The sequence below is a fragment of the Marinobacter sp. bablab_jr003 genome, from assembly GCF_016464245.1.
Taxonomy (GTDB): Bacteria; Pseudomonadota; Gammaproteobacteria; order Pseudomonadales; family Oleiphilaceae; genus Marinobacter; species Marinobacter vinifirmus.
The window spans coordinates 81,420-107,008 of sequence record NZ_JADARC010000046.1 but is presented as its reverse complement, the minus strand read 5'-3'; the positions used below and the strand labels follow the sequence as shown (position 1 = coordinate 107,008).

Below are 25,589 nucleotides of genomic sequence, written 5' to 3'. Positions count from 1 at the left end.
ATCGCCCAGATCCTCTCCACCTGGGATCAGGCCATCACCGCCACCGAGCGCCTGCTTGAGAACAGCCAGCAGCGGAAGAAAGGGTTGATGCAGCAGTTGCTGACCGGGAAGAAGCGGTTGCCGGGGTTTGAGGGGGAGTGGAAAAAAGTTGAACTCGGTGAGGCTTTGGCCTACCAGCAGCCAACACCATTCCTTGTTACATCTACAGAATACTCCGATGACTTTCCTACGCCAGTTCTGACAGCGGGGAAGAGCTTCTTGCTGGGATACACTGACGAAACATTCGGGATTTACGACGATGGGCTTCCAGTGATTATCTTTGATGACTTCACGACGGCCAGCCAGTATGTGGACTTCCCGTTCAAAGCGAAGTCCAGCGCCATGAAAATACTCACAGCCAAACCAGGATATTCAATCAGATTTATTTTTGAGGCGATGCGGATGATTAGGTTCGCGGTCGGAGGCCATCAGCGTCATTGGATCTCGATTTTTGCCAATTTGGTGATCCCGTGCCCGAGCTCCGAAGAACAGCATGCCATTTCAGAAGTCTGTGCCACTGCCGACCGAGAGATTTCTTCCTTACAAGCTCGGCTTGACTCACTGAAGAGTGAAAAGAAAGCCCTGATGCAACAACTCCTCACCGGCAAGCGTCGGGTGCAGGTGGACACGGAGGCCGCATGAACACCACCCCTCAAGGGAATGAGCAGCATTCCAGCCACATCCCGGCCCTGGCCACGCTGATCAACCTGGGCTGGACGTTCCTACCAGCCACGGAGTGCATGGCCCTTCGGGGCAACCAGCGGGATGTGGTGATGAAGCCGGTATTGGAGCGGGTGTTGCGCCGGCGCAAGTTCGAGTTCAAGGGGCAATGGTACCCACTATCCGAGCAGGCGGTGGATCAGGTGATCCGGGAAATCACGACACCCTCCATGGCCCAGGGGCTGATGGACGCCAACCAGTCCGTGTACGACATGCTGACCCTCGGCATCACCGTGACGGAGTTTATCGGCGGCAAGAAAGCCCAGCCCACGATCCATCTGATCGACTGGGAGAACCCGGAGAACAACGAGTTCCATGTCACCGAAGAGATGGAAGTGCTGTCCACCCAGGGCACCCACACCCGCCGGCCGGATGTGGTGGCGTTCGTGAATGGCATCCCCCTGGCGGTGATCGAGGCCAAGAAAGCCGCCTCCGGCAACCCCAACAAGAACATGGTGGAGGAAGGCATCAGCCAGCACCTCCGCAACCAGAAGAACGACGAAGTGCCGTATCTCTACGCTTTCGCCCAGCTGCTCTTTGCGATCAGTCGCAACGACGGGCGCTACGGCACCACGCACACCCCGCTGAAGTTCTGGTCAAAGTGGACGGACGAGGAGTTCGACGAGCGGTACGTGCAGGACATCAAGAACCGCTCGCTGTCCGTGTCCGACAAGGACGCCTTGTTTAAGGACAAACCCGCGAAGATCCGGGCCTACTTCGAGCAACTCTGGTCACAGTCGGTTATGCCCACAGAACAGGATCGGCTCCTAGTCGGTCTGCTCGACCGGCACCGGTTCCTGGAGTTTCTGCGCCTGTTCATCTTGTTTGACCGGAAGATCGGCAAGATCGCGGCCCGGTACCCGCAGGCCTTCGGCATCAAAGCCCTCCTGGAGCGAATCTCCGAGTTCAAACCCAGCGGCGAGCGCAAAGGCGGCGTGCTCTGGCACACCACCGGTTCCGGCAAGTCCTTCACCATGGTCTACCTGTGCCGGGCCCTGCTGCTCAGCGACGCTCTGAAGAACTGCCGGATCATCGTGGTCACCGACCGGGTGGATCTGGAGAAGCAGCTGTCCAAAACCTTCCTGACCGGCGGCGCTTTTGGTTCCGACATCGCCGGCAAGAAGAGCGGCGACTCCCTGGCCAAGACCCGCTCCGGACGGGATCTGGCCAAGCGCATCGGCCAGGGCACCGAGCGGATCATCTTCACCATCATCAACAAGTTCGCCTCGGCCGCGAAGCAGCCGGAATGCTACAACCCGTCCAACAACATCATCGTTATTGTCGACGAAGGACACCGGAGCCAGGGGGGCGAGAACCATCAACGGATGCGCCAGGCCCTGCCCAATGCGTCGTTCATCGCTTTCACCGGCACCCCGCTGCTGAAAAAAGAGAAGAGCGAAACCGCCGAGAAGTTCGGGGCCATCATCCACGCCTACACCATGAAACGGGCGGTCGAAGACGGGACGATTACCCCGCTGCTGTACGAAGAGCGCAAGCCCCTGCTGGATGTGAACCAGAAGGCCGTCGATACCTGGTTCGAGAAGGTCACCGCGTCCTTGTCGGACGACCAGAAGGCGGATCTCAAGCGCAAGTACGCCAAACAGGGCCAGATCTACACCGCCCAGGATCGCATCAAGCTCAACGCCTTCGACATCAGCGTGCATTTCAGCGAGAACTTCAAGAAAGCGGGACTGGAGCTCAAGGGCCAGCTGGCCACCGACAGCAAACTGAGCGCGATCCGCTACAAGCAGCACCTCGACGAGGTGGGCCGTGTCACCAGTGCCATCGTCATCTCCGCCCCGGATACCCGCGAGGGCCACACCGACGCCGATGAGTCCAACCTGCCGTTGGTACAGGCCTGGTGGAAGAAGAACGTCACAGGCGACCCTCAGGACTATGAGAAGCAGATCATTGAGCATTTCGGTACCGACGGGCCGCCGGACATCCTGATTGTCGTAGATAAGCTCCTGACCGGCTTTGACGAACCCCGCAACGCGGTGCTCTACATCGACAAGCAGCTCAAGGGCCACAACCTGATCCAGGCCATCGCCCGTGTGAACCGGCTCCACCCCCAGAAGCCCTTCGGCTACCTGATCGACTACCGGGGCATCCTCAAAGAGCTGGATACGGCCATCACCGACTACCAGAATTACGAGGAGCAGACCCAGGGCGGCTTTGCCATCGAGGACATCGACGGCCTGTATTCCAACGTGGACACCGAGTACAAGAAGCTCCCGGCCCTGCACGATAAGCTCTGGAGTTTCTTCGGAGAGGTTCGGAACGTTCTGGATCAGGAGCAGTACCGGCAGATTTTCATGCCGAAATACGAGTCCGACGAGGACGGTGTGGAGATGGATACCCGGCAGGCGCTTCGGGAGGATTTCTACGAGGCCCTGACCGAGTTCGGAATGTGTCTGAAGACCGCGCTCTCCACTCAGAGCTTCTTCCAGGACAAGGCCTTCACCGAACAGGACATTCGCCGGTACAAGTCCGACCTGAAGTGGTTCTCCGATCTTCGGAAGACCGTCCGCATCGATGCCCAGGAAACCGTGGACTACTCCGCCTACGAGGGCCAGATCCGGGATCTGATCGACCGGTACGTGACCGGCGTGGATGTCGCCCCCGGTGATGAGCCGGTGTTGATCGACGCCGTGGATGACAAGCCGGAAGACTGGTCAGAGGAAAAGACCAAGAACGAAACCGACAAGATCAAAACCCGCACCAAGAAAACCATTGAGGAAAAGCTCGGCGACGATCCCTACGCCAAGAAGGTGTTCTCCGCTCTGTTGAAGGACGCCATCGAGAAAGCGGAGTCCATGTTCGACTACAAGGCCCAGTTCAAGCTGTTCAGCGATCTGGAAGCTATGGTGGAAGATCGGGACGTACCGGATCTGCCCACGGATCGGTTCGAGGGCAACAAGCACGCCCAGGCCTACTATGGGGCCTTCAAGCTGGTACTGGGTGAGGCCTTCGCCGAGCTGGAAGCCGAAAAAGGCGAGCAGCTGATTCAGGAGGCCTTCGAGATCGACCAGGTGGTGAACCGGGCCGTGGCCGAAAACTCCCTGAACCCCGTCGGCATCGAGCAGGATGTCCGCAAAAGCCTGTTGCCCCGTCTGTTCGCCCTGATAGGGCTGGATAAGGCCAAAGCCATGCTGGATGAGGTGGTGCAGATTCTTCGTAATGGAGTCGCCCGTTGATGACCTCGGTAGAGTCCCATCAGGATGAGCAGCCGCTGGAATACGTGGCCCGGTACGGTGACCGGGAGTTCCGGTACCACCTGTGCTATGTGCCAGAACACAAGAAGGCAACCATAAGGGTGCATGTGCATCCCAACGGCATGGTGCAGGTCGATGCCCCGGAGTCGGCCCAGCTGCCGGCAATCAAATCGGCCGTCCAGCGCCGCGCCCGGTGGATCCTCAAGCATCTCGACGACATCGCCGAGCGCCACCGGGATGTCCGGCCGCGACAATGGGTCAGCGGAGAGAGCCAACTGTACCTGGGCCGGCGGTACGTACTGAAGGTCATCCAGGCCTCGGAGCAGCGCAAGGTCACCTGCAAACTGATCGGCGGCCAGCTGCGCGTGCAGGGCAAGGACTTGAGTCCAGACCGGATACACAAAGCCGTGCGCCAGTGGTACCGGGATCGCGCCCTGGAGGTGTTCCAGCGCCGGCTCGACCTGATGGTTGAGAGTCTGCCCTGGACAACAACGGCACCAGCCTGGCGCATGATGGAAATGCAAACCCAGTGGGGAAGCTGCTCACCGGAAGGAGCCATTCTCCTGAACCCGCACCTGATCAAAGCCCCTACACGGGCCATCGACTACGTGCTGCTGCACGAGCTGTGTCATCTGGTGGAACACAATCACAGCGCCCGCTTCTATGGGCTGCTGGATCGGTTCATGCCGGAGTGGCGGTCGGTGAAGGAACGGCTGGATAATCAATCCGAAACTATTTTATTACCGGGTTGTGGGTAAAGTGATGAATAGCCCAGACCCCATCTGTAGGGCAAACAGAGTCTGGGTTTCGCTAGCATGAGGTCGCGTTCAAAATAGCAGCAGGCTCTAGTTGTTCAGTAGTCGTAACCTTCCTGCCAATCCTCGTGCTCAGCATAAGACGAAAAAATTTCATCCTCTACGCCGGAATAGTTATGAAGACCACCGGTATCATCGTGTTCAAAGTTCTCGCCACCCTCACAGCCATAACCTGAGTGGTTAGAGATGACCCGATATTCGTTTGGGTGCTGCTCGTTTATGCGCATCCTATCTTCACGCTCGAAAAACACCGACTTATCGTAAACGGGATCAATGTTCATAATGCCAAGGCTCCCATTTGTTGAACGCTGACCTGCAAAGCTGACTCCCGCAGCGTTTCAAAGTGCAATTTCGCCGTATTCTCATCATCTAAGAGATGCCGATGTTCAGGGAGAATCCGTTGGGGCTCTGCCATCCATTGGTCAACCCAGGACTTTACCGCTGCCTCTGCCCGAGGATCCGCCGTCTCCTCATCAATCTTAGCGGCGAAGGTGTCGAGGTATTCGAGTGCGACATCACTTCCCAGCGCGTCCAGAGGGCATAGGCTTTCTTTTTTCGCAGGATCAAAAGGTGTTATAAGCCAATTGTCCAGAGATTCCGGACCATCGAAGTCCGAAGAATAGCGTATGCATTCATGAACTAGCTTGATAAGCAGAAACACAGCATCAACGCGCTGTTGGTCCTCTCGATAAAACCATGAGGCGTCATGCAAACTTATCGGGCCATCTCTGCCAGCTACCTGAAACTGGTGGCGCAGGATCGTTGTCTGCGTGTGAGGGGGGAGTCCTGATAGCATCATGCCCATTTGCTCCCTTGCCTGACCCTCCTCACACTGGTCAATATGCTCATCAATAAAAGCATCGACTGCGGCTTCATTGAGCGCATCCTGTCTCTCAAAAGCCTCGTGATCGGCTTTCATGCACTCGAAGTGCGCCCGATCAATGGCATGATAGAGCTTTTGCGGTGACTCGTTTTTCAGTTCGGAGTAAATTTCGCCAATAGCTGACTGACTTGCACCACGCAGCTCTGACAGTAATCGGTTCACGAGAGAGGTATGGCCTAGGTGTTCCCAAAGCACAAGCACCATTTTTAGATGGCGCTTTTCGCGACGGCCGTCGAAAAACTCTCGCAGGAGATCTTCAGCTGATTCTGTTACAGCTCGCTCAGGAATCGAAGATTGGAGATGAGACCAAGCATTGTACCCGTACTGCTGAGCCACTTGATCGAGTGCTTCTGAATGCAAGATACCCTGATCACGCTTTATAGACTTAGCCAAGCGCTTTAGGGTGGGGATATGACTTTTGGATAGACGTTGATTCGACATTGTAATCTCCACAAAGCCGACACAGTTTCCACCTTAACTGATTGGCTGAAGATTAGAGTCAATCAACAGAGCTTGAAGCGTAATCTGCTTTCGATGAGGTTACGTTTGTTTCGCCGTGGTGGAAGGCAGGCTTACCTCTAGCCTTTTTTGATTAATCCATAAATTAACCGGACTGTCAAGGATCTGGGCGATCCCACCAGCACCCATAGCGACACCCTCGTTTTTTTAATGAGCGACATACGCTTCGTCAAGGTCTGGTCTCACGATTTGCAATACGCCGAAGTGAAGCATTCAGGGTAGTCCTGGATACACCAAAGTGCTCAGCCACTTCTGTTTTAGTGATTTTCGGATCTAAAAGCATTGCGGCGGCCTTCTTAGTGTCAGCATCGGACATTGCTGGTTTCCGACCGCCCTTACGCCCTCTTGCCCGGGCAGCCTGCAGCCCAGCTATCGTCCGTTCCCGAATCAGATCACGCTCAAACTCAGCCAGAGCCCCAAAAATATGGAAGACCAAGCGTCCACCCGAACTGGTGGTGTCGATGGATTCCGTCAGGGACTTAAAGCCGATGCCGCGATCCTGGAGGTCCTGAACAATCTCCACCAGGTCCTTCAGAGATCGAGCAAGGCGGTCCAGCTTCCACACGATCAGTACATCGCCCTGCCGGAGCATACGGAGACACTGCGACAACTCGGGTCGCTCGCGCAGGGTGCCGGTAAATTTTTCCTGGAAGATCTGCTCAGCCCCGGCTTTTTTAAGTGCATCGATCTGGAGTTCGGGATTCTGGTCGTTCGTGCTGACGCGCGCATAACCTATGATCATGAAAGGTACCTTTTCTGTTCATAGATTGTTGTACGTGATTGTTGAACACGAAACAAGCCGAAATTGGGTATTTTTGCGGGATGAACTGGTGCGTCCAACAAACGACCATTTTCTGACTAAAGAACCGACCTTACCGATCTCGCAGCAGGACACTGAACGCTGTCAGCGGCAAGGCTTGGGGATCGGTCGATTCAGCACGTCCTCATTCACCCCGTGGAGATCAGCGTTGTAAGCCCAGCGCGTAAATTGGTCGACCAGAGCTTCCTGCGCTTTCTCTAGCTCCGCTACACGCTGTGTCAAGCGAACAATTCGATCATTTGCCCGATCAATATCTGTAAACTGGCGAACTTCCTGTGAGGGCGCTTTCAATTCAGCTTTACGCAGACGCATAGCCGTCTTGATACCATTACGGGTTAGGAGTGTCTTTCTGGTCGTCTCAATACCCAATTCGTTTCCACAAGCGATCACAACTAGCTCCCAAGTTAGCTTTCTGGTTCGCCAGTTCCGAATCATCAACTCAATGCGCTCAACGTCTACTTTAGAAAGTCTTGCCATGCTTGCCCTCGATGCCTAAAAGCTTTTCTAGTTCCTTTACTTTGTCATCTATACCATCAGTTTCGATAAGGGCCGCATCCTCTTCAACCTCATCGCCCCGCAACGCCAAGGCATTACGCCCTGCTGTCCACCCATTCTCTAACCCTCTGATAACTGCGCCATCCTCGATATCGGGGTTTTCCAACACTTGGATTAATTGATCACAGCGTTCCATTTTCTCGAGAGCGGTATTAAGCCAGGTATTTGCGCCGTATGTGCCCTTATCAGCCTCTCGGTGGAAGTTCACAAGGCTTCTCCGTAAGTATTCGCGCTCATCTTTGAGGTTCGCCAGCTTCGTCTTATCACCTTTCACGCACACATGCTCCCCGCAGGTCAGGCAATTATTGAACTTAGCGCAAGGTTCCTGGGCATAGTCGTGAATACAAATTCCATACTCCGTGCGGTGGACGATGCGATCGCTCTCTCTCCCAAGGTCCTTCATGGTAATTGGAGCATTTGTTTTAAGGGAGGCAAGAAGCTTTCTACTTGAAGCCACCAGCGGGGAAGTAAACGATTCTATCTCCTCGACTTTTTCCTCAGGCGACATGTGGTTGTAGACCCTGTTCTGGCTCACATCAACCCGGCCCGACCAACGAGCGATCAGTTCTGGAGAAAGCCCCGCACGGTTACTCGCCGTGTTCAAAAAGTGGCGAAACGCGTGACTATTAACTTTCATCCCCTTATATCCGTGACGTTCAAAGATAGTCTTTACATTTTTAATGCTCCCTGTCAGCCTCTGGCTTATTACATTTACTAGAGATCCCACTAAGCCAAAGGGCTTTACTTGCACAACGTCTGTGCCTGCCGTCAGTGTTCCAGTTCTGAAGCAGAACAATGCATCTTGAAATTTAGTGATCCGCCGGCTATCGGTGTAAGGGAAGTACCTGGGCAGATAAATTCCTCTGACCATCTTATTGAGCTTTCGAAGGGTGATCTCCCACGTGTCGTGGAACTCTAACTTAGCCAGCCTTCCATTCACATAGTGCCGTTTGCCCTTACTCGTGTCATAGCCGTCTAAAAGTTCTTGCGCGATTTTGTGCACCTGCACGCTATATTTCGCATTTTTAACCACTCCGGCTAATAGAAGCCTAAACGCTGCCCTTGGCGATCGATTCTTGGTTGAGCACATCAACGCATCGCACGCCTCTTGGACAGAAAGTGGAGTGTCCAAACCTTTATTGGGGACGTCAGAGTGGTATGGAAATGATTCGGGATTCTCTTCGAGCCATCTGGCGTATTCACGATTCTTTTGGGTGATCTCGACCACCCGTTTGACTGCCTCCTTGCAAGTTTTGCTCATGCTGTCAGGAACTAGCTTTCGGTTTGCCCCAAAGTTTTTTGCCGAGTACCACAGTATATACAGCTGTTCTCGGCCTTGAGCATCGCGCTCTATAAAGAGGCAGTCCTTTTTCAGATAACTCAGTTCACTAATTCGGGAGGGCTGGGAAAGCATGATCGCCACAGCAGAGGTAACCAAAACATCCAGCGGCAGTTCAGGCTTGCTATAAAAAATCTCACCTAACGCCATCAATACTGTGTCGCTCGGCAATCGCGTCGCTGCGGCCTCCGCACTCGACTTGAGGGTCTTTCGAGGTGGCTTTATCTGAGGTTCCCAAATAAAAGGCTTAGCCACAATGCCCGCAGAATGGAGGTGGTTACAAATATATTTGAGCTGCCCGGAAATTATGTAGGCCGTAACAGCCGAGCTATAATGGTCCTTCGCTATGTCACATGCCTTATCAAAGACCGCGGCACTCACAGATGTCACGTCACCTTTTTGAATTATCTCCAGCATGGCGACTTCGAGACACCTCAGAGCCATCAATCGATGACTAGATACCCGAAGGGCAACAACCCGTTCCTCAAATAGCGTCGCCTTAGCATAATCAACAAAGTCAGGGCTGAGCATCTCAGATCTTTTCCCAAGCTTTGAGCATGCTGTTTTCTTCAGGTCCCAGCGATCCCAACTGAATGCCATCCACTGGAAAGGCTCATCCGGTCCGTCATACAAGGAACCCTGCGATTTCGCCCATTGAATGTATTCGTTTAACGCGGCGCTTGCTGCCAGTCCGCTTTTCGGAACAAAGGGGATAACATTACTCATTCAGGGCGCCCTTCGATACTTTCTTTAAGTCACTTATCTGGTGAATAACCCCCAGCACGGCGAGTATTGGGCGATCAAAACTGATCGCCCAATCGCTGCTCTGACCAGCAGCATCTATTGCTCTTTGTTGCCTCAATTGAAGACGCTTAAGAACTTCCTCGTGTGGCCCATCAACCCAGGGTTGAAACTTCGAACAGGTGTAACACGCCACCGGAGCATCTAGATGACAGCCCCCTGAAGAACCGCAAAATGCCATTGGCCCAGACTGGCTCCAAATCACCTTGTTCGGATCAGTACCGTTAATCGCTTCCGTTGCACTGCTTACCAAACGGCCTTGAAATGCGTTAACGACTAAGGCCATCTCCGCTTTGATTTTGTCGTCAACTCGCCTACCCATCTCAGGGGACGTTTTCATGTACCTACCAACGCAACGAATATTTTTGTGGCTCATTGCGGAGGCGATGGCGTGCGGGCCATAACCCATTCGGCTCATGTCTGTACCGAGCGTATATCGGAAGCGGTGGGATGTCAGAGAAATTGAGTCACCTGTGCGCTCCGAGATCGGAAATGCCAGATCACGTGTTAGGTTTGAAAGGAGCGCTTTCATTGATCCATCTTGCTTATGAAACTTCTCCACAGGGCCTGATTCGAGGAGGTGAAGGTCAGGGTCATCGCAAATCTCCCCAAACTTGTTATCCGAGCCCTTAGCCCGAAACATTGGTACGTTAGGCAATGCTTTATCCCAGTCCACTTCTGGCTGCTCACGTTGCAAACCCTGAAGTGTCAGTAGCTGGTAATTTAGAAGAACTTTATGTAGGTCTGGAGCTAGATTAAATAAAACAAAGCTATTGCGGTATTCAAAGCCACGCTGCTTCGCCTTTGGCATCCGAAGTGTCGGCCCTTCGATAGCGTTATTGGTGACATCCCCAAACACTAATTGCTGTATTTGACGCCGGCGAGCGCCCGTCGCCAGCAACAGTCGAACATACACAAATCGTTCTATTGACACTCTCCCATCGGCGTACGCATCGTTAACCCAGTCGAATATCGACTGGGTCTCAAGCACTGTGAAGGGCCCCTTCACTGGATCCATACTCTCTACAGGACAAGGTCCACTGCTATCGTTTGGCCTAAGCGCATAGAGCACTGCAATGAGACGTTCACTCGGACATATAGCGAGTCCATACTTTTCTCGCCACCGCTTGAGAAATGCTCTTAAGCTAGTAAATTCGCTAGCCGATAAACTGTTTCGAAGAACAAGGGCATCACCCTCGTCCAACACGTTTAATCCCCAACCAGCGCAGCGTTTCAGAAGATATGTCATGTGAGTCATGCGCCTGGCTGACATCTCTTTGGCGTAATAAGATAGCGCTGCAATAAGCCACGCTTGTGAATCCTCATTCACAGCCCACTTAGCTTTCCCCACATTGGCTGAGGTAGCAGTCGGATCAGGTCGCCATAGATCGTCTGAAGGAGTGAATTTCCCGCCGCCCTTTGCGGTCATCTCCTGATTCAACCACTCTTCAATGTTACTTTTTATAGGCTTCTCTAAGAACATTTATTACTCCACCTTGTGTCGCCTGTTCTCCAGAAGCCCTCTATTACGTGCTTCCATCGCTTTGTCGGCATCTTCTTGATAGAATTTTTGCCCGTAAAAACTGGGCATTTCCGAAGTGTCTGACCAACCGTATTTGTAAGTGAGTACCCGACGCTCTTGTTGAATCCTATCCTCAACGGGCAAACCCTCGGTTCGCTCATAAATTGTCTTAATGGTTCGGTATACATCATGATGCCGAAGTGTATGTGGTGTGACATCCTTTAGAACTGGAAATGCTTGCTTAGCTGCATTGAATATGGCGTCAACAGACTTAATCGATAGCGGGGCACCCTTCGCCTTGCCATGCGCCAGAAACAGATAAGGGTGGGTTTTGGCTCGTTTTGAACTGCGGTGTTTCTCGATGTACTCATTGATTATCGCCATCAATTGCTCGCTAGCCGGGAGAATACGCTCATCTGTCTTAACAAGCGGCTCTGACAAACGCGGGTCATCGGGGTCATTGGGACGGCGAACGATTTGAATACGATTATGACGATAGTCAATATCAGACAACTTAATGCCCAGCATCTCACTTCGCCTGACGCCTAGGCTTAGGAGTAGAAGAATAACCAGGTAGTTGCGCACTCTTAGAGCCGGAGACTTCGGCCATGGGTTCTCACTTGAGTCAGGGTGAAGCTTTTCCAAAAGCACGTCCTCCTGCTCAGGCGTTAACCCCTTAGACTCTCTCGGCCTTCGCTTCCAAGCAGGTCTGGACTCTGTAATACTGAGATCAATACGCTCTTCCATCCAGATAATTGCAGCAAAGCTATCAGCCGGAGACCCCAAAGCACCATAGATGAACGCTAAGTATTTTTTGGCTGATATCAGGCGCGATTCAGCCTGCGAAGCACCAATTTGCTTATATGACGCAGAATGAAGACTGACGCCACTAAACAGCCTGTCCAATGTTTTTTTCGCCCAATGCGCCCGACTGGAGAACCTAGCCAACTCGGCTTCGCTCAAGTATTGAGATTTCGGACGCTGTTTCAAACGCTCCTCTAAGTCGATCCCTTCTGCTTTTAGCCAAGCAAAAAAGACGAGCAGATCACTGAGACAACGCTGTTGAGTATTAGGCGACCGAACCCGCATCTTTTTTAGGACAAACAGGCAAGGCCAGTAGACAGGCACAGAGTCTTGAAGCAATAGCTTAACTCTGGTCTCATTGCCCAATCTAATTTCTTTTATTGATAAAGTCATAAGGCTCCGGAGAAGGTTACAATTTTAGCACTAGCACTTTGCTGTCTCGTCAGCATTATTAACGTTACGTAGCCAATTGCAATAATTTTCCCCCTGGCACCTCAGTTAATCGGATCTAGAAGGTAATTAAATTGTCAAAAGGTAACAAAACAGGCGCAACAGGATCTTACGTATTTAGCATGAACCGCGTGGGCAAGGTGGTACCACCCAAGCGGGAGATTCTGAAAGACATTTCTCTGAGCTTCTTCCCTGGCGCCAAAATCGGCGTGCTCGGTCTGAACGGCGCCGGTAAATCCACCCTGCTGCGTATCATGGCGGGCGTGGACCAGGACTACATCGGCGAAGCCAGGCCCCAACCCGGAATCAATGTGGGCTACCTGCCCCAGGAGCCGGAGCTGGACGAAGAGAAGACCGTCAAGGAAATCGTGGACGAGTCTGTCGCCCATGTTCACAACGCCCTGGCTGAACTGGACAAGGTATACGCCGCCTACGCCGAGCCGGATGCCGATTTTGACGAGCTGGCCAAGAAACAGGGCGAGCTGGAAGCGATCATCCAGGCCACCGACGGCCACGATATCGAACGCAAGATGGAAGTCGCTGCAGACGCCCTGCGCCTGCCGGCCTGGGACCAGAAGGTGAAAGTACTGTCCGGTGGTGAGCGCCGCCGCGTGGCCCTGTGCCGCCTGCTGCTGTCCGGCCCGGACATGCTGCTGCTGGACGAGCCCACCAACCACCTGGATGCCGAATCCGTGGCCTGGCTGGAACGCTTCCTGCACGATTACGACGGCACCGTGGTTGCCATCACCCACGACCGTTACTTCCTGGACAACGTAGCCGGCTGGATTCTGGAACTGGACCGTGGCCAGGGCATTCCGTTCGAAGGCAACTACAGCCAGTGGTTGGAGAACAAAGAGAAGCGCCTGGAGATGGAATCCAAGCAGGAAGCCGCTCACCAGAAGGCCATCAAACAGGAGCTGGAGTGGGTTCGCTCCAACGCCAAGGGCCGCCAGTCCAAGAGCAAGGCCCGCATGGCCCGCTTCGAGGAAATGAGCTCCCAGGAATTCCAGAAGCGCAACGAAACCAACGAACTGTACATCCCGCCCGGACCTCGCCTGGGCGACAAGGTGATCGAAGTAGACGGCATCAGCAAGGCCTTCGGTGACCGTCTGCTGTATGAAAACGTCTCACTCAACGTACCGGCCGGTGCCATTGTCGGCATTATCGGCGGTAACGGCGCCGGTAAGTCCACCCTGTTCAAGATGATCGCGGGCATGGACAAGCCGGACTCCGGCACCATCACCGTGGGCGAAACCGTGGAACTGGCCTATGTGGACCAGATGCGCGACCTGGACGGAAGCAAGACCGTGTGGGAAGAACTCTCGGACGGCCAGGACATCATCAAGGTAGGCAACTACGAGACGCCATCCCGCGCCTACGTGGGCCGCTTCAACTTCAAGGGCACCGACCAGCAGAAGCGGGTGGGCGACCTGTCCGGTGGTGAGCGCAACCGCCTGCACCTGGCCAAGCTGCTGAAACAGGGCGGCAACGTATTGCTGCTGGACGAACCCACCAACGACCTGGACGTGGAAACCCTGCGCGCCCTGGAAGAAGCGTTGCTGAATTTCCCGGGCTCCGCCCTGGTAATCTCCCACGACCGCTGGTTCCTGGACCGCGTGGCCACCCACATCCTGGCGTTTGAAGACGACGGCGAAGTGGTCTACTTCGAAGGCAACTTCACCGACTACGATGCCGACTTCAAGAAGCGCAAAGGGGATTCTGCCATGCAGCCCAAGCGCATGAAGTACAAGAAGCTGGCCTGATGGCAAAGGTAAAAACCGCCTACGTCTGCACCGAATGCGGTGCGGACTATTCCAAGTGGCAGGGCCAGTGCACGGCCTGCCACGAATGGAACACCATCAGCGAAGTGCGCGGCGTATCGGGCCCCGGCAAAGGCGCTCGAAGCGCGCGGTTCGAGGGCTACGCAGGCAGCCTCTCGGCCGTCAAAAGCCTGGACGAAGTCAGCCTGGCCGAACAGGCCCGCATCAGCACCGGCATGCAGGAATTCGACCGGGTACTGGGCGGCGGTCTTGTGGAAGGCTCTGCCGTACTCATGGGTGGCCACCCGGGCGCAGGTAAAAGCACCCTGCTGCTGCAGGCAGTATGTCAGCTCGCCGCCCAGCACCCTGCCCTGTACGTAACCGGTGAGGAATCCCTGCAGCAGGTGGCCATGCGCGCCAAGCGGCTGGGCCTGCCCACCAAAGACCTGAAAATGCTCTCGGAAACCTCGGTGGAACGCCTGCTGCAGGTAGCCGAAGCGGAAAAACCCCGCATCCTGGTGATCGACAGTATCCAGGTGATGCACGTAGCGGAAATCGAATCCGCTCCCGGCTCGGTCTCCCAGGTACGCGAGAGTGCGGCGTTCCTCACCCGTTTTGCCAAGCAGACCGGCACGATTCTGCTGCTGGTCGGCCACGTCACCAAAGACGGCAGCCTGGCCGGGCCGAAGGTTCTGGAGCACATGATCGACTGCTCGATCCTGCTGGAAGGCTCCAGCGACAGCCGTTACCGCACCCTTCGCGGCATCAAGAACCGCTTCGGTGCGGTGAATGAGCTGGGCGTATTCGCCATGCTGGAACAGGGCCTGAAGGAAGTAAAAAACCCCAGCGCCATCTTCCTGAACCGCGGCGAAGAAGCCGCGCCGGGCAGTGTGGTGATGGTGGTATGGGAAGGCACAAGGCCAATGCTGGTGGAAATCCAGGCACTGGTGGACATGGCCCAGGGCAGCTACCCGAGGCGAGTGGCAGTGGGCACCGACCAGAACCGGTTAGCGATGCTGCTGGCGGTGCTGCACCGCCATGGCGGGATGCATGTGGCGGATCAGGATGTGTTCGTGAACGTGGTGGGTGGCGTAAAGGTCAACGAAACGAGTGCGGACCTGGCGCTGCTTGCGGCGGTGGTGTCGTCCTTCCGCAACCGGGCTTTACCGCAGGATCTGGTAATCTTCGGGGAAGTCGGCTTATCTGGCGAAATCCGCCCGGTGCCAAGCGGACAGGAGCGCATCTACGAAGCCGCCAAGCACGGCTTTACGCGGGCCCTGGTGCCCAAAGGCAACGCACCGAGAAAGCCTGTGGAGGGCATGAAAGTCATCCCGGTAACCAAGCTATCGGATGCCCTTTCGGCTCTGGAGGAACTCTAAACTTCCGGCCCTAGCCTGCTTGGCGTGGAGCTATGGGCGGTGTGGGAGGGGCTTTCCAAAAAACGCTCCTTGCGGCACATCCATGTGGCGCTTGGGCTCCGCCATCCATGGCTCCGCACATTTTTGGAAAGCCCCTCCCACACCGCCCTGCCAGACCAAGTGCTAGCGTCCAATGAACAAACAAAACCTAGCCAAAGCCTGTTACCCGATAAGCTTGGCGAAATCCCGTTCTAACAGGGCCAAGTCCCCAAGCTTACTGGCCACCAACCGCTCCAGATTCTCAGTACTTTCAGCGTCGATATAGTCACACCGAAACCCAAGACGTTCATCATCCGTATGCCTCAGCTCAACGGCCATAACAATGCCAGTCTCATGGTCGTCTACATGAATCACCACCTCAAACGGCTTGTTATACGGCAATGCCTCAGCCGCCGGGCGCCTGACCATCACCCCACCGAAAGAAATATCCAGCACCTCGGACGACCAGACCTGGCCTTCACAGAACAATTCACAGGGAGCCCCGAACTCCATTCGGCTGAATTTACGTTTCTCTTTATTTGACGGTGCCAAGGCAAAACTCCTGATCGGTTGGCTCTGTTTTGACTATAGACCCGACACAAACAGAAGCACAACACGCCAATAGTCTTTGACTGCGTCAAATAAGGTAAAACGATTTAAACCAAAGAAAAGCAGGGGGCGGCGGCGCTCGGACTATTTCACGGAGTTGGAACAGCGGTCTGGTGGGGGAGCCTCCAAAAAATGTGCGGAGCCATGGATGGCGGAGCCCAAGCGCCACAGGGATGTGCCGCAGGAGCGTTTTTTTGGAGGCTCCCCCACCAGACCGCCTCCCCCAACCCAAGCAGGCCAGGGAAGGCAATCACCCAAGTAAGGCTTTACCGGTGATACTCGGCACTCAATTCGACAACGGCATTGATGAACGCCCCGGCATGCTCCGGATCCACATCCGGGGTAATACCATGCCCCAGGTTGAAGATATGCCCGGAGCCGGAACCATAGCGGGACAGGATATCTGCCACTTCCTGCCGAATGCGCTCTTTTGGCGCATACAGCATGGCCGGGTCCATGTTGCCCTGCAGGGCTACCTTGTCACCCACGCGGGCGCGGGCGTTGCCGATGTCGGTGGTCCAGTCCAGGCCAACGGCATCGCAGCCGGAATCGGCGATGGACTCCAGCCACTGGCCGCCGTTCTTGGTGAACAGAATCACCGGCACGCGACGACCTTCGCTTTCGCGGATCAGGCCGGCGACGATTTTCCTCATGTAACGCAGGGAGAATTCTTCGTAGGCCCAGCTGCTCAGCACGCCGCCCCAGGTATCGAAAATCTGCACCGCCTGGGCGCCGGCCTTGATCTGGCCGTTCAGGTAATCGATAACGGCATCCGCCAGGTGGTCCAGCAAGCGGTGCATGACTTCCGGCTGGCCGTACATCAGCTTCTTGGCTTCCGAGAAGGTCTTCGAGGAGCCACCTTCAATCATATAGGTCGCCAGGGTCCAGGGGCTGCCGGAGAACCCGATCAGCGGTACCCGGCCGTTCAGTTCACGGCGGATGGTGGAGACCGCGTTCATCACGTAGTCCAGGTCGGACTCGGCATTCATTTTCGGCAGTGCGTCTACGTCTGCTTCGGAACGGATCACTTTGCGGAATTTCGGGCCTTCTCCGGTTTCGAAGTACAGGCCCAGCCCCAGGGCATCCGGAATGGTCAGGATGTCGGAGAACAGGATGGCGGCATCCAGCGGGTAGCGCTCCAGCGGCTGCAGGGTCACTTCACAGGCCAGCGGGGTGTTCTTGCACAGGCTGAGGAAGTCGCCGGCCTTGGCCCGGGTTGCGCGGTATTCCGGCAGGTAACGGCCGGCCTGGCGCATCATCCACACCGGGGTGCGGTCTACGGGCTGGCGCATAAGGGCGCGCAGGAAGCGATCGTTCTTCAGCTCAGTCATAATTCCAGTCTTCTCGTCGGTAAATGGTCAGAGACAATGGGAAGCAATGATACCCCGTTTGCGCCAATAAAAAAGGGCGGCTTTCCACTAGAAAGCCGCCCTTCTGACACCGGTCAAGCCGTTAATCAGACATCCAGGTAATCCAGGATGCCTTCTGCTGCCTGACGGCCTTCCCAGATGGCGGTCACCACCAGGTCAGAACCGCGCACCATATCGCCACCGGCGAAGATTTTCGGGTTGCTGGTCTGGAACGGGAATTCCGCCTGCTCCGGCGCGGTTACCCGGCCGGAGTCGTCGGTGTTTACGCCGAACTCGTCAAACCAGGGCGCCGGGCTCGGGCGGAAGCCGAAGGCCACCAGCACCGCGTCTGCCGGGATGATTTCCTCGCTTCCGGGCACCACTTCCGGGCGGCGGCGGCCGTTTTCATCCGGGGCGCCCAGCTCGGTGGTGACCACTTTCACGCCTTCCACCTTGCCGTTACCCACGATTTCAACGGGCTGGCGGTTGAACAGGAACTTCACGCCTTCTTCCTTGGCGTTGGCCACTTCACGGCGCGAACCCGGCATGTTTTCTTCGTCCCGGCGGTAGGCGCAGGTCACGCTTTCCGCCTGCTGGCGAATGGAGGTGCGGTTACAGTCCATGGCGGTATCGCCACCGCCGAGCACCACGACATTCTTGTCTTTCATGTCGATGAACTCGGAGGGTTTTTGCTCGAAGCCCAGGCGGCGGTTGACGTTAGACACCAGGAACGGCAGGGCATCATACACACCCGGCAGGTCTTCGCCCGGGAAGCCGCCCTTCATGTAGGTGTAGGTGCCCATGCCCATGAACACGGCATCGAACTCGTCGATGATCGCCTTCAGCTGAACATCCTTGCCCACCTCGGTATTGAGGCGGAATTCCATGCCCATTTCCTCGAACACCTGCCGGCGCCGGGCCATCACGGATTTTTCCAGCTTGAACTCGGGGATGCCGAAGGTCAGCAGGCCACCGATTTCCGGATACCGATCAAACACCACCGGTTTCACGCCATTGCGCACCAGGATGTCGGCACAGCCAAGGCCCGCCGGGCCAGCGCCAATTACCGCCACTTTCTTATCCGTCCACTTCACATTGGACATATCCGGCTTCCAGCCCAGGGCGAAGGCGGTGTCGGTGATGTACTTTTCAACGGAACCGATGGTGACCGCGCCGTAGCCGTCGTTCAGGGTACAGGCACCTTCACACAGGCGGTCCTGCGGGCACACCCGGCCGCAGACTTCCGGCAGGGAGTTGGTCTGGTGGCACAGTTCTACGGCTTTCATGATGTTGCCTTCCGACACCAGCTTCAGCCAGTTCGGAATGTAGTTGTGTACCGGGCACTTCCACTCGCAATACGGGTTACCGCATTCCAGGCAGCGATGCGCCTGTGATGCCGCATGGGTTTCGCTGAACGGGTGGTAGATTTCCCCGAACTCTTTCTTGCGCTTCTTGGCGGGCACCTTCTTGGGGTCTACCCGCCCTACTTCCACAAACTGAAAGTCATTATGGAGACGTTCTTTCATGTTGCTGCTCTCTTCATCTCGATTTCGACGGGGGCTGCGCCTGCCGGCAACAGCCCATCAACCTTTCTGAACCCGGGGTTATTCCGGGCGGGCACGGGTATTGGCCAGCAGGCTGCGCAGGTTCGCGGCCTTGGGCTTGACCAGCCAGAACCGGCCGATGTAATCGTCGAAATCCTCCAGAAGGTGCTCGGCCCAGGCACTTCCGGTTTCTGAAATATGCTCCCGGATCACACCTCGCAGGTGGTTCCGGTAGGCTTCCATGTCTTCCCGGGAGATCCGCTGGATATCCACCAGCTCGTGGTTGTACTTGTCCACGAAGGTGTTATCCAGGTCCAGTACGTAGGCAAAGCCGCCGGTCATACCGGCACCAAAGTTGTAGCCGGTGGAGCCCAGTACAGTCACCAGGCCGCCGGTCATGTACTCACAGCAGTGATCGCCTGCGCCTTCCACCACTGCGTGGGCACCGGAGTTACGCACGGCAAAACGTTCGCCTGCGGTACCGGCGGCAAACAGCTTGCCTCCGGTGGCACCGTACAGACAGGTGTTACCGATGATGGAGGTTTCCTGGGTGTTGAAGTCGCTGCCACGGGGCGGCTTGACCACCAGCTTGCCACCGGTCATGCCCTTGCCCACGTAGTCGTTGGCGTCGCCTTCCAGCACCATGTTCAGGCCACCTACGTTCCAGACACCAAAACTCTGGCCAGCCGTGCCGGTAAGATCCAGCGTGATGGCGGCATCGGCCATGCCCTGGTTGCCGTGCCGGGCAGCGATTTCGCCAGACAGGCGGGCGCCGATGGAACGGTCGCAGTTGGTGACTTTGTAGCTCCAGGCGCCGCCGGATTTCTCGGCAATGGCTGCCGCAGTGTCTTTCACCATCTGTTCTGCCAGTTTGCCCTCATCGAAGGGCTGGTTGCGCTCAACCTGGCACACCTGCGGCTTGTCGGCCGGAATATGATCGTTCTGCAGCAGGCGGCTGAGGTCCAGTTTCTTCTGGCGCTCAGTGTCGCCCGGCAGGCGTTCCAGCAGATCTACGCGGCCTACCAGCTCTTCCAGGCTGCGCACGCCCAGCCTGGCCAGCCACTCCCGGGTTTCTTCCGCCACAAAGCGGAAGAAGTTCATGGCCATTTCCACGGTACCTTTGAAGTGCTCTTCCCGCAGGTAGTCGTTCTGGGTGGCCACACCAGTAGCGCAGTTGTTCAGGTGGCAGATCCGCAGGTATTTACAGCCCAGGGCCACCATGGGCGTGGTACCAAAACCGAAGCTTTCAGCCCCCAGAATGGCGGCTTTCACCACATCCAGGCCGGTCTTGATACCGCCATCGGTCTGCAGGCGAATCTTGCCGCGCAGGTCGTTGGCACGCAGGGCCTGCTGGGTTTCGGTCAGGCCCAGCTCCCACGGGGAGCCGGCGTAACGGATGGAGGTCAGCGGGCTGGCCGCAGTACCGCCGTCGTAGCCGGAAACGGTGATCAGGTCGGCGTAGGCCTTGGCCACGCCGGCGGCGATAGTGCCGACGCCGGGCTCGGATACCAGCTTCACCGACACCAGCGCTTGCGGGTTTACCTGCTTCAGGTCGAAGATCAGCTGAGCCAGGTCTTCGATGGAGTAGATATCATGGTGCGGCGGCGGCGAAATCAGGGTCACGCCGGGCACCGAGTAACGCAGCCGGGCGATCAGGTCATTCACCTTGCCACCGGGCAGCTGGCCACCCTCACCGGGCTTGGCACCCTGGGCAACCTTGATTTGCATAACATCGGCACTGCGCAGGTATTCAGCCGTTACGCCGAAACGACCGGAGGCCACCTGCTTGATCTTGGAGCGCTTGTTAGTGCCATAGCGGGCCGGGTCTTCCCCGCCCTCACCGGAGTTGGAGCGGCCACCCAGGGTATTCATGGCCACGGCCAGGGCTTCGTGGGCTTCCGGTGACAAGGCACCGAGCGACATGGCGGCGGAATCGAACCTGGGGAAAATGCTTTCCACCGGCTCCACTTCGCTGAGATCAATGCCCTTGATGTCTTTCTTGAAGGTTAGCAAATCCCGCAAGGTCGCCACCGGGCGCTCATTCACCAGGCCTGCGTATTCCTTGTAGTGACCATAGTCACCGCTGATAACGGCATCCTGCAGCTTCGCCACCACATCCGGGTTGAAGGCATGGTATTCCTGGCCGTGCACATACTTCAGCAAACCACCGGGAGACAGCGGTTTGCGGGGCTTCCAGGCCACAGCGGCCAGCTGTTCCTGGTCCTGCTGGAAGTCATAGAAGTCCGCACCCTGAATACGGCTGGGTACGCCTTTGAAGCAAAGGTCCACCACACTGTCGGCCAAACCAATGGCCTCGAACAGTTGGGCACCCCGATAGGAGGTAATGGTGGAGATCCCCATCTTGGACAGGATCTTCAGCAGGCCCTTGTTGATGCCCTTGCGGTAGTTGTTCTTGGCCTGGACCGGGTCCATCAGCATTTCGCCGGTGCGGATCAGGTCGTTCAGCACCTGGTAGGCCAGGTACGGATACACCGCGGTGGCACCAAAGCCGAACAACACCGCAAAGTGGTGCGGGTCCCGGGCCCAGCCGGTTTCCACGATGATGTTGGAATCGCAACGCAGGCCGTTGCGCACCAGGTGATGGTGCACAGCGCCGGTGGCCATCAGGGAGTTGATCGGCAGTTCGCCCTCGGCCAGCCCCTTATCGCTCAGAATCAGCAGTACCTTGGCACTGCGCGCGGCATTGGCCGCCTGCTCACAGATGCGGCGAACCGCCTGCTCCAGCCCCTCTTCCGGGCGGTAGCTCAGGGCAATGTGCTCAACCTCGAAGCCCGGGCGATCGTTGTTGCTGATCTTCAGGAACTTGGCCGGGGACAGCACCGGCGTGGTCAGGATGATCCGGTTGGCGTGATCCGGTGTTTCCTGGAAAACGTTCTTTTCCGCACCCAGACACGTCTCCAGAGACATCACAATGGTCTCGCGGAGCGGGTCGATGGGCGGGTTGGTTACCTGGGCAAACTTCTGCCGGAAGTAGTCGGCCACATGGCGAACCTTGCTGGACAGCACCGCCATGGGTGTATCGTCACCCATGGAGCCAACCGCTTCCTGGGCACCCTCTCCCAGGGGCCGCAGCACCTGGTCCCGCTCTTCGAACGAGACGTTGAACATCTTCTGGTGCACCAGAAGATCGTCCGATTCCATCAGCCGGAACTCGGGTGTGGCCTGGTCCAGGGTGGTTTCGATTCGCAGGGAGTTGCCCCGCAGCCAGCGCTTGTAAGGCTTGGCGTTTTTCAGCCGCTCATCGATATCAGGTGTGTGCAGTACTTCGCCGGTTTCGGTGTCGATGGCGAGCATCTGGCCCGGCCCTACCCGGCCCTTGGCAACCACGTCGTCCGGAGTATAGCTGTAGGTGCCGACTTCAGATGCCAGTGTAATAAAGTCATCCTTGGTAACCACCCAGCGCGCAGGGCGCAGGCCGTTACGGTCGAGCATACACAGGGCGTAGCGGCCGTCGGACATCACCAGACCGGCCGGGCCATCCCAGGGCTCCATGTGCATGGAGTTGTATTCGTAGAAAGCGCGCAGGTCCGGGTCCATGGTCTCCACGTTCTGCCATGCCGGCGGAATCATCATCCGCACAGCACGGAACAGGTCCACGCCACCGGCCAGCAGGATTTCCAGCATGTTGTCCATGCTGGAGGAGTCAGAACCGGTCAGGTTCACCAGCGGCTGCAGGGTTTGCAGGTCCGGCAGGGCCGGAGAGCTGAACTTGGCAGCACGGGCGATGGCCCAGTTACGGTTGCCGTCGATGGTGTTGATTTCACCATTGTGGGCAAGGAAGCGGAACGGCTGGGCCAGCGGCCAGCGCGGCATGGTGTTAGTGGAGAACCGCTGGTGGAACACGCAAATCGCGGTTTGCAGGTCCGGGTCGCCCAGATCCTTGTAGAAGTTCGCCAGGTCTGCCGGCATCATCAGGCCTTTGTAGGCCAGGGTACGGTGAGACAGGCTGCAGATGTAGAACTCGGAGTCATCCGCCATATCCCGCTCGGCATGGCGGCGGCCAACAAACATGCTGATGGCAAAGTCTTGCTCAGACTTTCCGGCCGGCAGCACGAACACCTGCTCGATGCGGGGCATACAATCCCGGGCCATGGGGCCCAGGCAACTGTCATCCACCGGCACTTCCCGCCAGCCCATGATTTCCAGGCCCTGCTCGGTCAGTCTTTGCTCAACCGCAGCCCTTCCGGCTGCAGCCCTGTATTCCTCCGGAGCTAAAAAAACCTGGCCAACTGCAAACAAGTCGCCAGGTTTTTTTCCGAACGCCGCTTCCGCAGCTTTATTGAGGAAGGCCTTGGGGCTCTGCAAAAGGAGCCCACAACCATCGCCGGTTTTACCATCTGCTGCGATGCCTCCGCGGTGGGTCATACAGGTGAGGGATTCGATAGCAGTTTGCAACAGCTTATGGCTGGCCTCGCCCTTCATGTGGGCAATCAGGCCAAAACCGCAGTTGTCCCTGAATTCATCGGGATGATACAAGCCTGTTGTCATAAGCGTTCTCTCGTGTAAAAAGGCTTCCCGCCAGCCCCTTATGCACTGCCTTAGTGCACAAAATGAACTGACACCAAAAAAAAGGGGGAAGGGAGTCTACGCACGTATTTGTACCTACGCAACACCTTTTTATACGGGAGAGGCTACTTTTTGCAATTTTGCACCGGGATGGTGCAAAACCGGGGGTCTAAAAGAGGGCAGAAAGGCCGCAGGGCACCATAATCGGCCCCTGCAGCCGGGTATGCAGAAAACAGGTCAGCGGATAAAGGCGTTCAGTGTCGCCTGGATATTGCCGGCGGCCGCTTCGTCGGTTACATAGGCATCACCAAGTGCTTTCATCAGCACCAGGCGGAGCTTGCCGTCGACATTCTTTTTGTCCACCGCCATCAGGCTCATGAAATCGTCTTCGGTCATGCCTTCCGGAGCCAGCTCCGGCAACCGGGCACGGCGGATCAGTTCCGCTGCACGGTCACGGTCCGCAGGCGTGATATTACCTTCACGAACCGAAAGATCAGCCGCCATCAGCATGCCGGTACCCACTGCTTCGCCATGCAGCCAGTTGCCGTAACCCGCAAAGGTCTCGATGGCATGGCCAAAGGTATGCCCCAGGTTGAGAATCGCCCGCAGGCCGCCTTCTTTTTCATCCAGCGCCACTACCTCGGCCTTGCACAGACAAGAACGGTAGATAGCTTCACCCAGGGCAGCCGGCTCCAGCCGGACCAGCTCATCAATGTGCTGCTCCAGCCAACCCAGGAAAGATTCTTCTCGGATCAAACCATACTTGATGACTTCCGCCAGCCCCGCAGAGACTTCCCGGGGTGGCAGGGTGGCCAGGGAATCGGTATCAATCAACACAGCCTGCGGCTGATGGAATGCACCCACCATATTTTTCCCCAAGGGATGGTTGATGCCGGTTTTTCCGCCTACGGAGGAATCCACCTGGGACAACAAGGTTGTGGGAATCTGGATAAAGGGCACGCCCCGCTGATAGCAGGCCGCCGCAAACCCGGCCATGTCCCCCACTACACCGCCACCAAGGGCCGCGATGGTGGTTTTTCGGGTGTGCCGGTTCTCCAGCAAGCCGTCGAAGATCAAGTTCAGGGTTTGCCAGTCTTTGTATTTTTCACCATCCGGCAGGGTAACCACATCCACGGTTTTACCGGGGAAGCAGGCACGGGCTTTTTCGAGGTACAGGGGCGCGACCGTTTCGTTGGTAACGATCATCACCTGATTGCCGGCCACCCAGGGGGTCAGGTCAAAGGAGCCAAGCAAACCCTGACCGATAATAATCGGGTAGCTGCGCTCCCCGAGGTCAACGTCAAGTTCTCGAAGTACCTTGTGCATAGTCACGACCTTCTTTGCGTCTTTGCCGTTTGTGCCGGGGGGTTCTGGGGTTGATACGGTTAACCAGCTGCCGAACCACCAGCCGGGGGCTTTTCCGGTCTGTGTACATCACGATATCCGCCAGCCTGGTATACAGCGGATCACGGATGTCGAACAGCCTGCGCAGGACGGCCTCCGGATCATCATTCTGCAGCAACGGGCGGTTACGGTCTTTGCGGGTGCGCTCCACCTGTTGCTCGATGGAGGTTTTCAGGTACACCACCACAGAGTTTTTCTTCAGTAACGGATGGTTTTCCGGGCGCATTACAGCGCCACCACCGGTGGCCAGAACGGTACCCTGTTCGCCGGTAAGCTCATCCAGCATGGCAGTCTCCCGCTGACGAAAGCCGTCCTCCCCTTCCACATCGAAGATCCAGGGAATATTGGCGCCGCAGCGTTCTTCAATAATGCGGTCAGAATCGAGAAAACGGTACCCGAGTTCCTTGGCTAGCATCCGGCCGATGGTACTTTTTCCGGCCCCCATGGGCCCGACCAGTACTACGCGTTTGGGCAAAGACATAATTTCCGCTCAACAGATTTCAAGCGGGTGAGAATA

General features: G+C 56.5%; 17 protein-coding genes and 1 pseudogene. 5 read left to right on the top strand and 13 right to left on the bottom strand.

The features are described 5' to 3' along the window. From H3Z84_RS17040 to H3Z84_RS05665, 3 genes and pseudogenes are all read left to right on the top strand, one after another. Positions 1-681 (top strand): annotated as a pseudogene (locus H3Z84_RS17040) (restriction endonuclease subunit S); the annotation flags it as partial. Then, entirely contained in the window at positions 678-3,956 is a 3,279-nt protein-coding gene (locus H3Z84_RS05670) for a type I restriction endonuclease subunit R (RefSeq protein WP_199456794.1), read from the top strand. The pseudogene H3Z84_RS17040 and the gene H3Z84_RS05670, both read left to right, overlap by 4 nt. Continuing rightward, positions 3,956-4,732, top strand: coding sequence for a M48 family metallopeptidase (locus H3Z84_RS05665; RefSeq protein ID WP_199456793.1), 777 nt, complete (start codon positions 3,956-3,958; stop codon positions 4,730-4,732). Before H3Z84_RS05670 ends, H3Z84_RS05665 begins: the two co-directional genes overlap by 1 nt. 95 nt (positions 4,733-4,827) lie before the next feature. Here H3Z84_RS05665 and H3Z84_RS05660 read toward each other — a convergent pair whose 3' ends face one another. The 7 genes from H3Z84_RS05660 to H3Z84_RS05630 all read right to left on the bottom strand — a co-directional run bounded on the left by H3Z84_RS05660 (position 4,828) and on the right by H3Z84_RS05630 (position 12,425). Continuing rightward, on the bottom strand, positions 4,828-5,070 hold the full coding sequence (locus tag H3Z84_RS05660; protein WP_199456792.1) for a hypothetical protein: 243 nt from the start codon (positions 5,068-5,070) through the stop codon (positions 4,828-4,830). Then, complete coding sequence (locus H3Z84_RS05655) at positions 5,067-6,113, bottom strand: hypothetical protein (RefSeq protein ID WP_199456791.1); 1,047 nt, start codon at positions 6,111-6,113, stop codon at positions 5,067-5,069. The genes H3Z84_RS05660 and H3Z84_RS05655 overlap by 4 nt, the downstream gene beginning before the upstream one ends. Positions 6,114-6,360: 247 nt before the next feature. Next, positions 6,361-6,933 carry a recombinase family protein gene (locus tag H3Z84_RS05650; RefSeq protein WP_199456790.1) on the bottom strand — a complete coding sequence of 191 codons (573 nt, stop codon included), beginning with the start codon at positions 6,931-6,933 and terminating at the stop codon, positions 6,361-6,363. A gap of 162 nt (positions 6,934-7,095) precedes the next feature. Beyond that, positions 7,096-7,488, bottom strand: a complete 393-nt coding sequence (locus H3Z84_RS05645) for a hypothetical protein (RefSeq protein WP_199456789.1) — start codon at positions 7,486-7,488, stop codon at positions 7,096-7,098. Continuing rightward, complete coding sequence (locus tag H3Z84_RS05640; protein ID WP_199456788.1) at positions 7,472-9,631, bottom strand: hypothetical protein; 2,160 nt, start codon at positions 9,629-9,631, stop codon at positions 7,472-7,474. The genes H3Z84_RS05645 and H3Z84_RS05640 overlap by 17 nt, the downstream gene beginning before the upstream one ends. Further along, entirely contained in the window at positions 9,624-11,189 is a 1,566-nt protein-coding gene (locus H3Z84_RS05635; RefSeq protein ID WP_199456787.1) for a tyrosine-type recombinase/integrase, read from the bottom strand. The genes H3Z84_RS05640 and H3Z84_RS05635 overlap by 8 nt, the downstream gene beginning before the upstream one ends. A 3-nt stretch (positions 11,190-11,192) precedes the next feature. After that, positions 11,193-12,425 carry a tyrosine-type recombinase/integrase gene (locus H3Z84_RS05630; protein ID WP_199456786.1) on the bottom strand — a complete coding sequence of 411 codons (1,233 nt, stop codon included), beginning with the start codon at positions 12,423-12,425 and terminating at the stop codon, positions 11,193-11,195. A 131-nt stretch (positions 12,426-12,556) separates the two neighbouring features. Between H3Z84_RS05630 and ettA the strand changes: the two genes are divergently transcribed. Further along, positions 12,557-14,245 (top strand): energy-dependent translational throttle protein EttA, encoded by a 1,689-nt coding sequence (gene ettA, locus H3Z84_RS05625; RefSeq protein ID WP_266096176.1) that lies wholly within the window; start codon positions 12,557-12,559, stop codon positions 14,243-14,245. After that, positions 14,245-15,621, top strand: coding sequence for a DNA repair protein RadA (gene radA, locus H3Z84_RS05620; RefSeq protein ID WP_022987737.1), 1,377 nt, complete (start codon positions 14,245-14,247; stop codon positions 15,619-15,621). The genes ettA and radA overlap by 1 nt, the downstream gene beginning before the upstream one ends. Positions 15,622-15,822: 201 nt before the next feature. On the opposite strand, the gene H3Z84_RS05615 is transcribed toward radA, so the two are convergent. From H3Z84_RS05615 to aroK, 6 genes are all read right to left on the bottom strand, one after another. Continuing rightward, on the bottom strand, positions 15,823-16,191 hold the full coding sequence (locus tag H3Z84_RS05615) for a PilZ domain-containing protein (RefSeq protein WP_228285721.1): 369 nt from the start codon (positions 16,189-16,191) through the stop codon (positions 15,823-15,825). Between the two features lie 323 nt (positions 16,192-16,514). Next, positions 16,515-17,579, bottom strand: coding sequence for a uroporphyrinogen decarboxylase (gene hemE, locus H3Z84_RS05610; protein ID WP_022987735.1), 1,065 nt, complete (start codon positions 17,577-17,579; stop codon positions 16,515-16,517). 125 nt (positions 17,580-17,704) lie between these two features. Next, a complete protein-coding gene (locus H3Z84_RS05605) occupies positions 17,705-19,123 on the bottom strand; it encodes an FAD-dependent oxidoreductase (RefSeq protein ID WP_094625704.1) in 1,419 nt (472 codons plus the stop codon). A gap of 78 nt (positions 19,124-19,201) precedes the next feature. Further along, positions 19,202-23,650, bottom strand: a complete 4,449-nt coding sequence (gene gltB / locus H3Z84_RS05600) for a glutamate synthase large subunit (RefSeq protein WP_199456784.1) — start codon at positions 23,648-23,650, stop codon at positions 19,202-19,204. A gap of 255 nt (positions 23,651-23,905) precedes the next feature. Further along, the gene (gene aroB, locus H3Z84_RS05595; RefSeq protein WP_199456783.1) at positions 23,906-24,994 is read right to left on the bottom strand and encodes a 3-dehydroquinate synthase; all 1,089 of its coding nucleotides are present in this window, start codon (positions 24,992-24,994) and stop codon (positions 23,906-23,908) included. Further along, positions 24,969-25,553 carry a shikimate kinase AroK gene (aroK, locus tag H3Z84_RS05590; protein WP_199456782.1) on the bottom strand — a complete coding sequence of 195 codons (585 nt, stop codon included), beginning with the start codon at positions 25,551-25,553 and terminating at the stop codon, positions 24,969-24,971. Before aroK ends, aroB begins: the two co-directional genes overlap by 26 nt. Positions 25,554-25,589 lie beyond the last annotated feature (36 nt).

What these genes read in the sequence shown, in the direction of transcription:
- H3Z84_RS05660 (WP_199456792.1), bottom strand. Translation starts at nt 5,070, where the DNA reads ATGAACATTGATCCCGTTTACGATAAGTCGGTGTTTTTCGAGCGTGAA.
- radA (WP_022987737.1), top strand. Translation starts at nt 14,245, where the DNA reads ATGGCAAAGGTAAAAACCGCCTACGTCTGCACCGAATGCGGTGCGGAC.
- H3Z84_RS05650 (WP_199456790.1), bottom strand. Translation starts at nt 6,933, where the DNA reads ATGATCATAGGTTATGCGCGCGTCAGCACGAACGACCAGAATCCCGAA.
- H3Z84_RS05645 (WP_199456789.1), bottom strand. Translation starts at nt 7,488, where the DNA reads ATGGCAAGACTTTCTAAAGTAGACGTTGAGCGCATTGAGTTGATGATT.
- H3Z84_RS05665 (WP_199456793.1), top strand. Translation starts at nt 3,956, where the DNA reads ATGACCTCGGTAGAGTCCCATCAGGATGAGCAGCCGCTGGAATACGTG.
- aroK (WP_199456782.1), bottom strand. Translation starts at nt 25,553, where the DNA reads ATGTCTTTGCCCAAACGCGTAGTACTGGTCGGGCCCATGGGGGCCGGA.
- aroB (WP_199456783.1), bottom strand. Translation starts at nt 24,994, where the DNA reads ATGCACAAGGTACTTCGAGAACTTGACGTTGACCTCGGGGAGCGCAGC.
- hemE (WP_022987735.1), bottom strand. Translation starts at nt 17,579, where the DNA reads ATGACTGAGCTGAAGAACGATCGCTTCCTGCGCGCCCTTATGCGCCAG.
- H3Z84_RS05655 (WP_199456791.1), bottom strand. Translation starts at nt 6,113, where the DNA reads ATGTCGAATCAACGTCTATCCAAAAGTCATATCCCCACCCTAAAGCGC.
- H3Z84_RS05640 (WP_199456788.1), bottom strand. Translation starts at nt 9,631, where the DNA reads ATGAGTAATGTTATCCCCTTTGTTCCGAAAAGCGGACTGGCAGCAAGC.
- H3Z84_RS05605 (WP_094625704.1), bottom strand. Translation starts at nt 19,123, where the DNA reads ATGAAAGAACGTCTCCATAATGACTTTCAGTTTGTGGAAGTAGGGCGG.
- H3Z84_RS05630 (WP_199456786.1), bottom strand. Translation starts at nt 12,425, where the DNA reads ATGACTTTATCAATAAAAGAAATTAGATTGGGCAATGAGACCAGAGTT.
- gltB (WP_199456784.1), bottom strand. Translation starts at nt 23,650, where the DNA reads ATGACAACAGGCTTGTATCATCCCGATGAATTCAGGGACAACTGCGGT.
- H3Z84_RS05670 (WP_199456794.1), top strand. Translation starts at nt 678, where the DNA reads ATGAACACCACCCCTCAAGGGAATGAGCAGCATTCCAGCCACATCCCG.
- H3Z84_RS05635 (WP_199456787.1), bottom strand. Translation starts at nt 11,189, where the DNA reads ATGTTCTTAGAGAAGCCTATAAAAAGTAACATTGAAGAGTGGTTGAAT.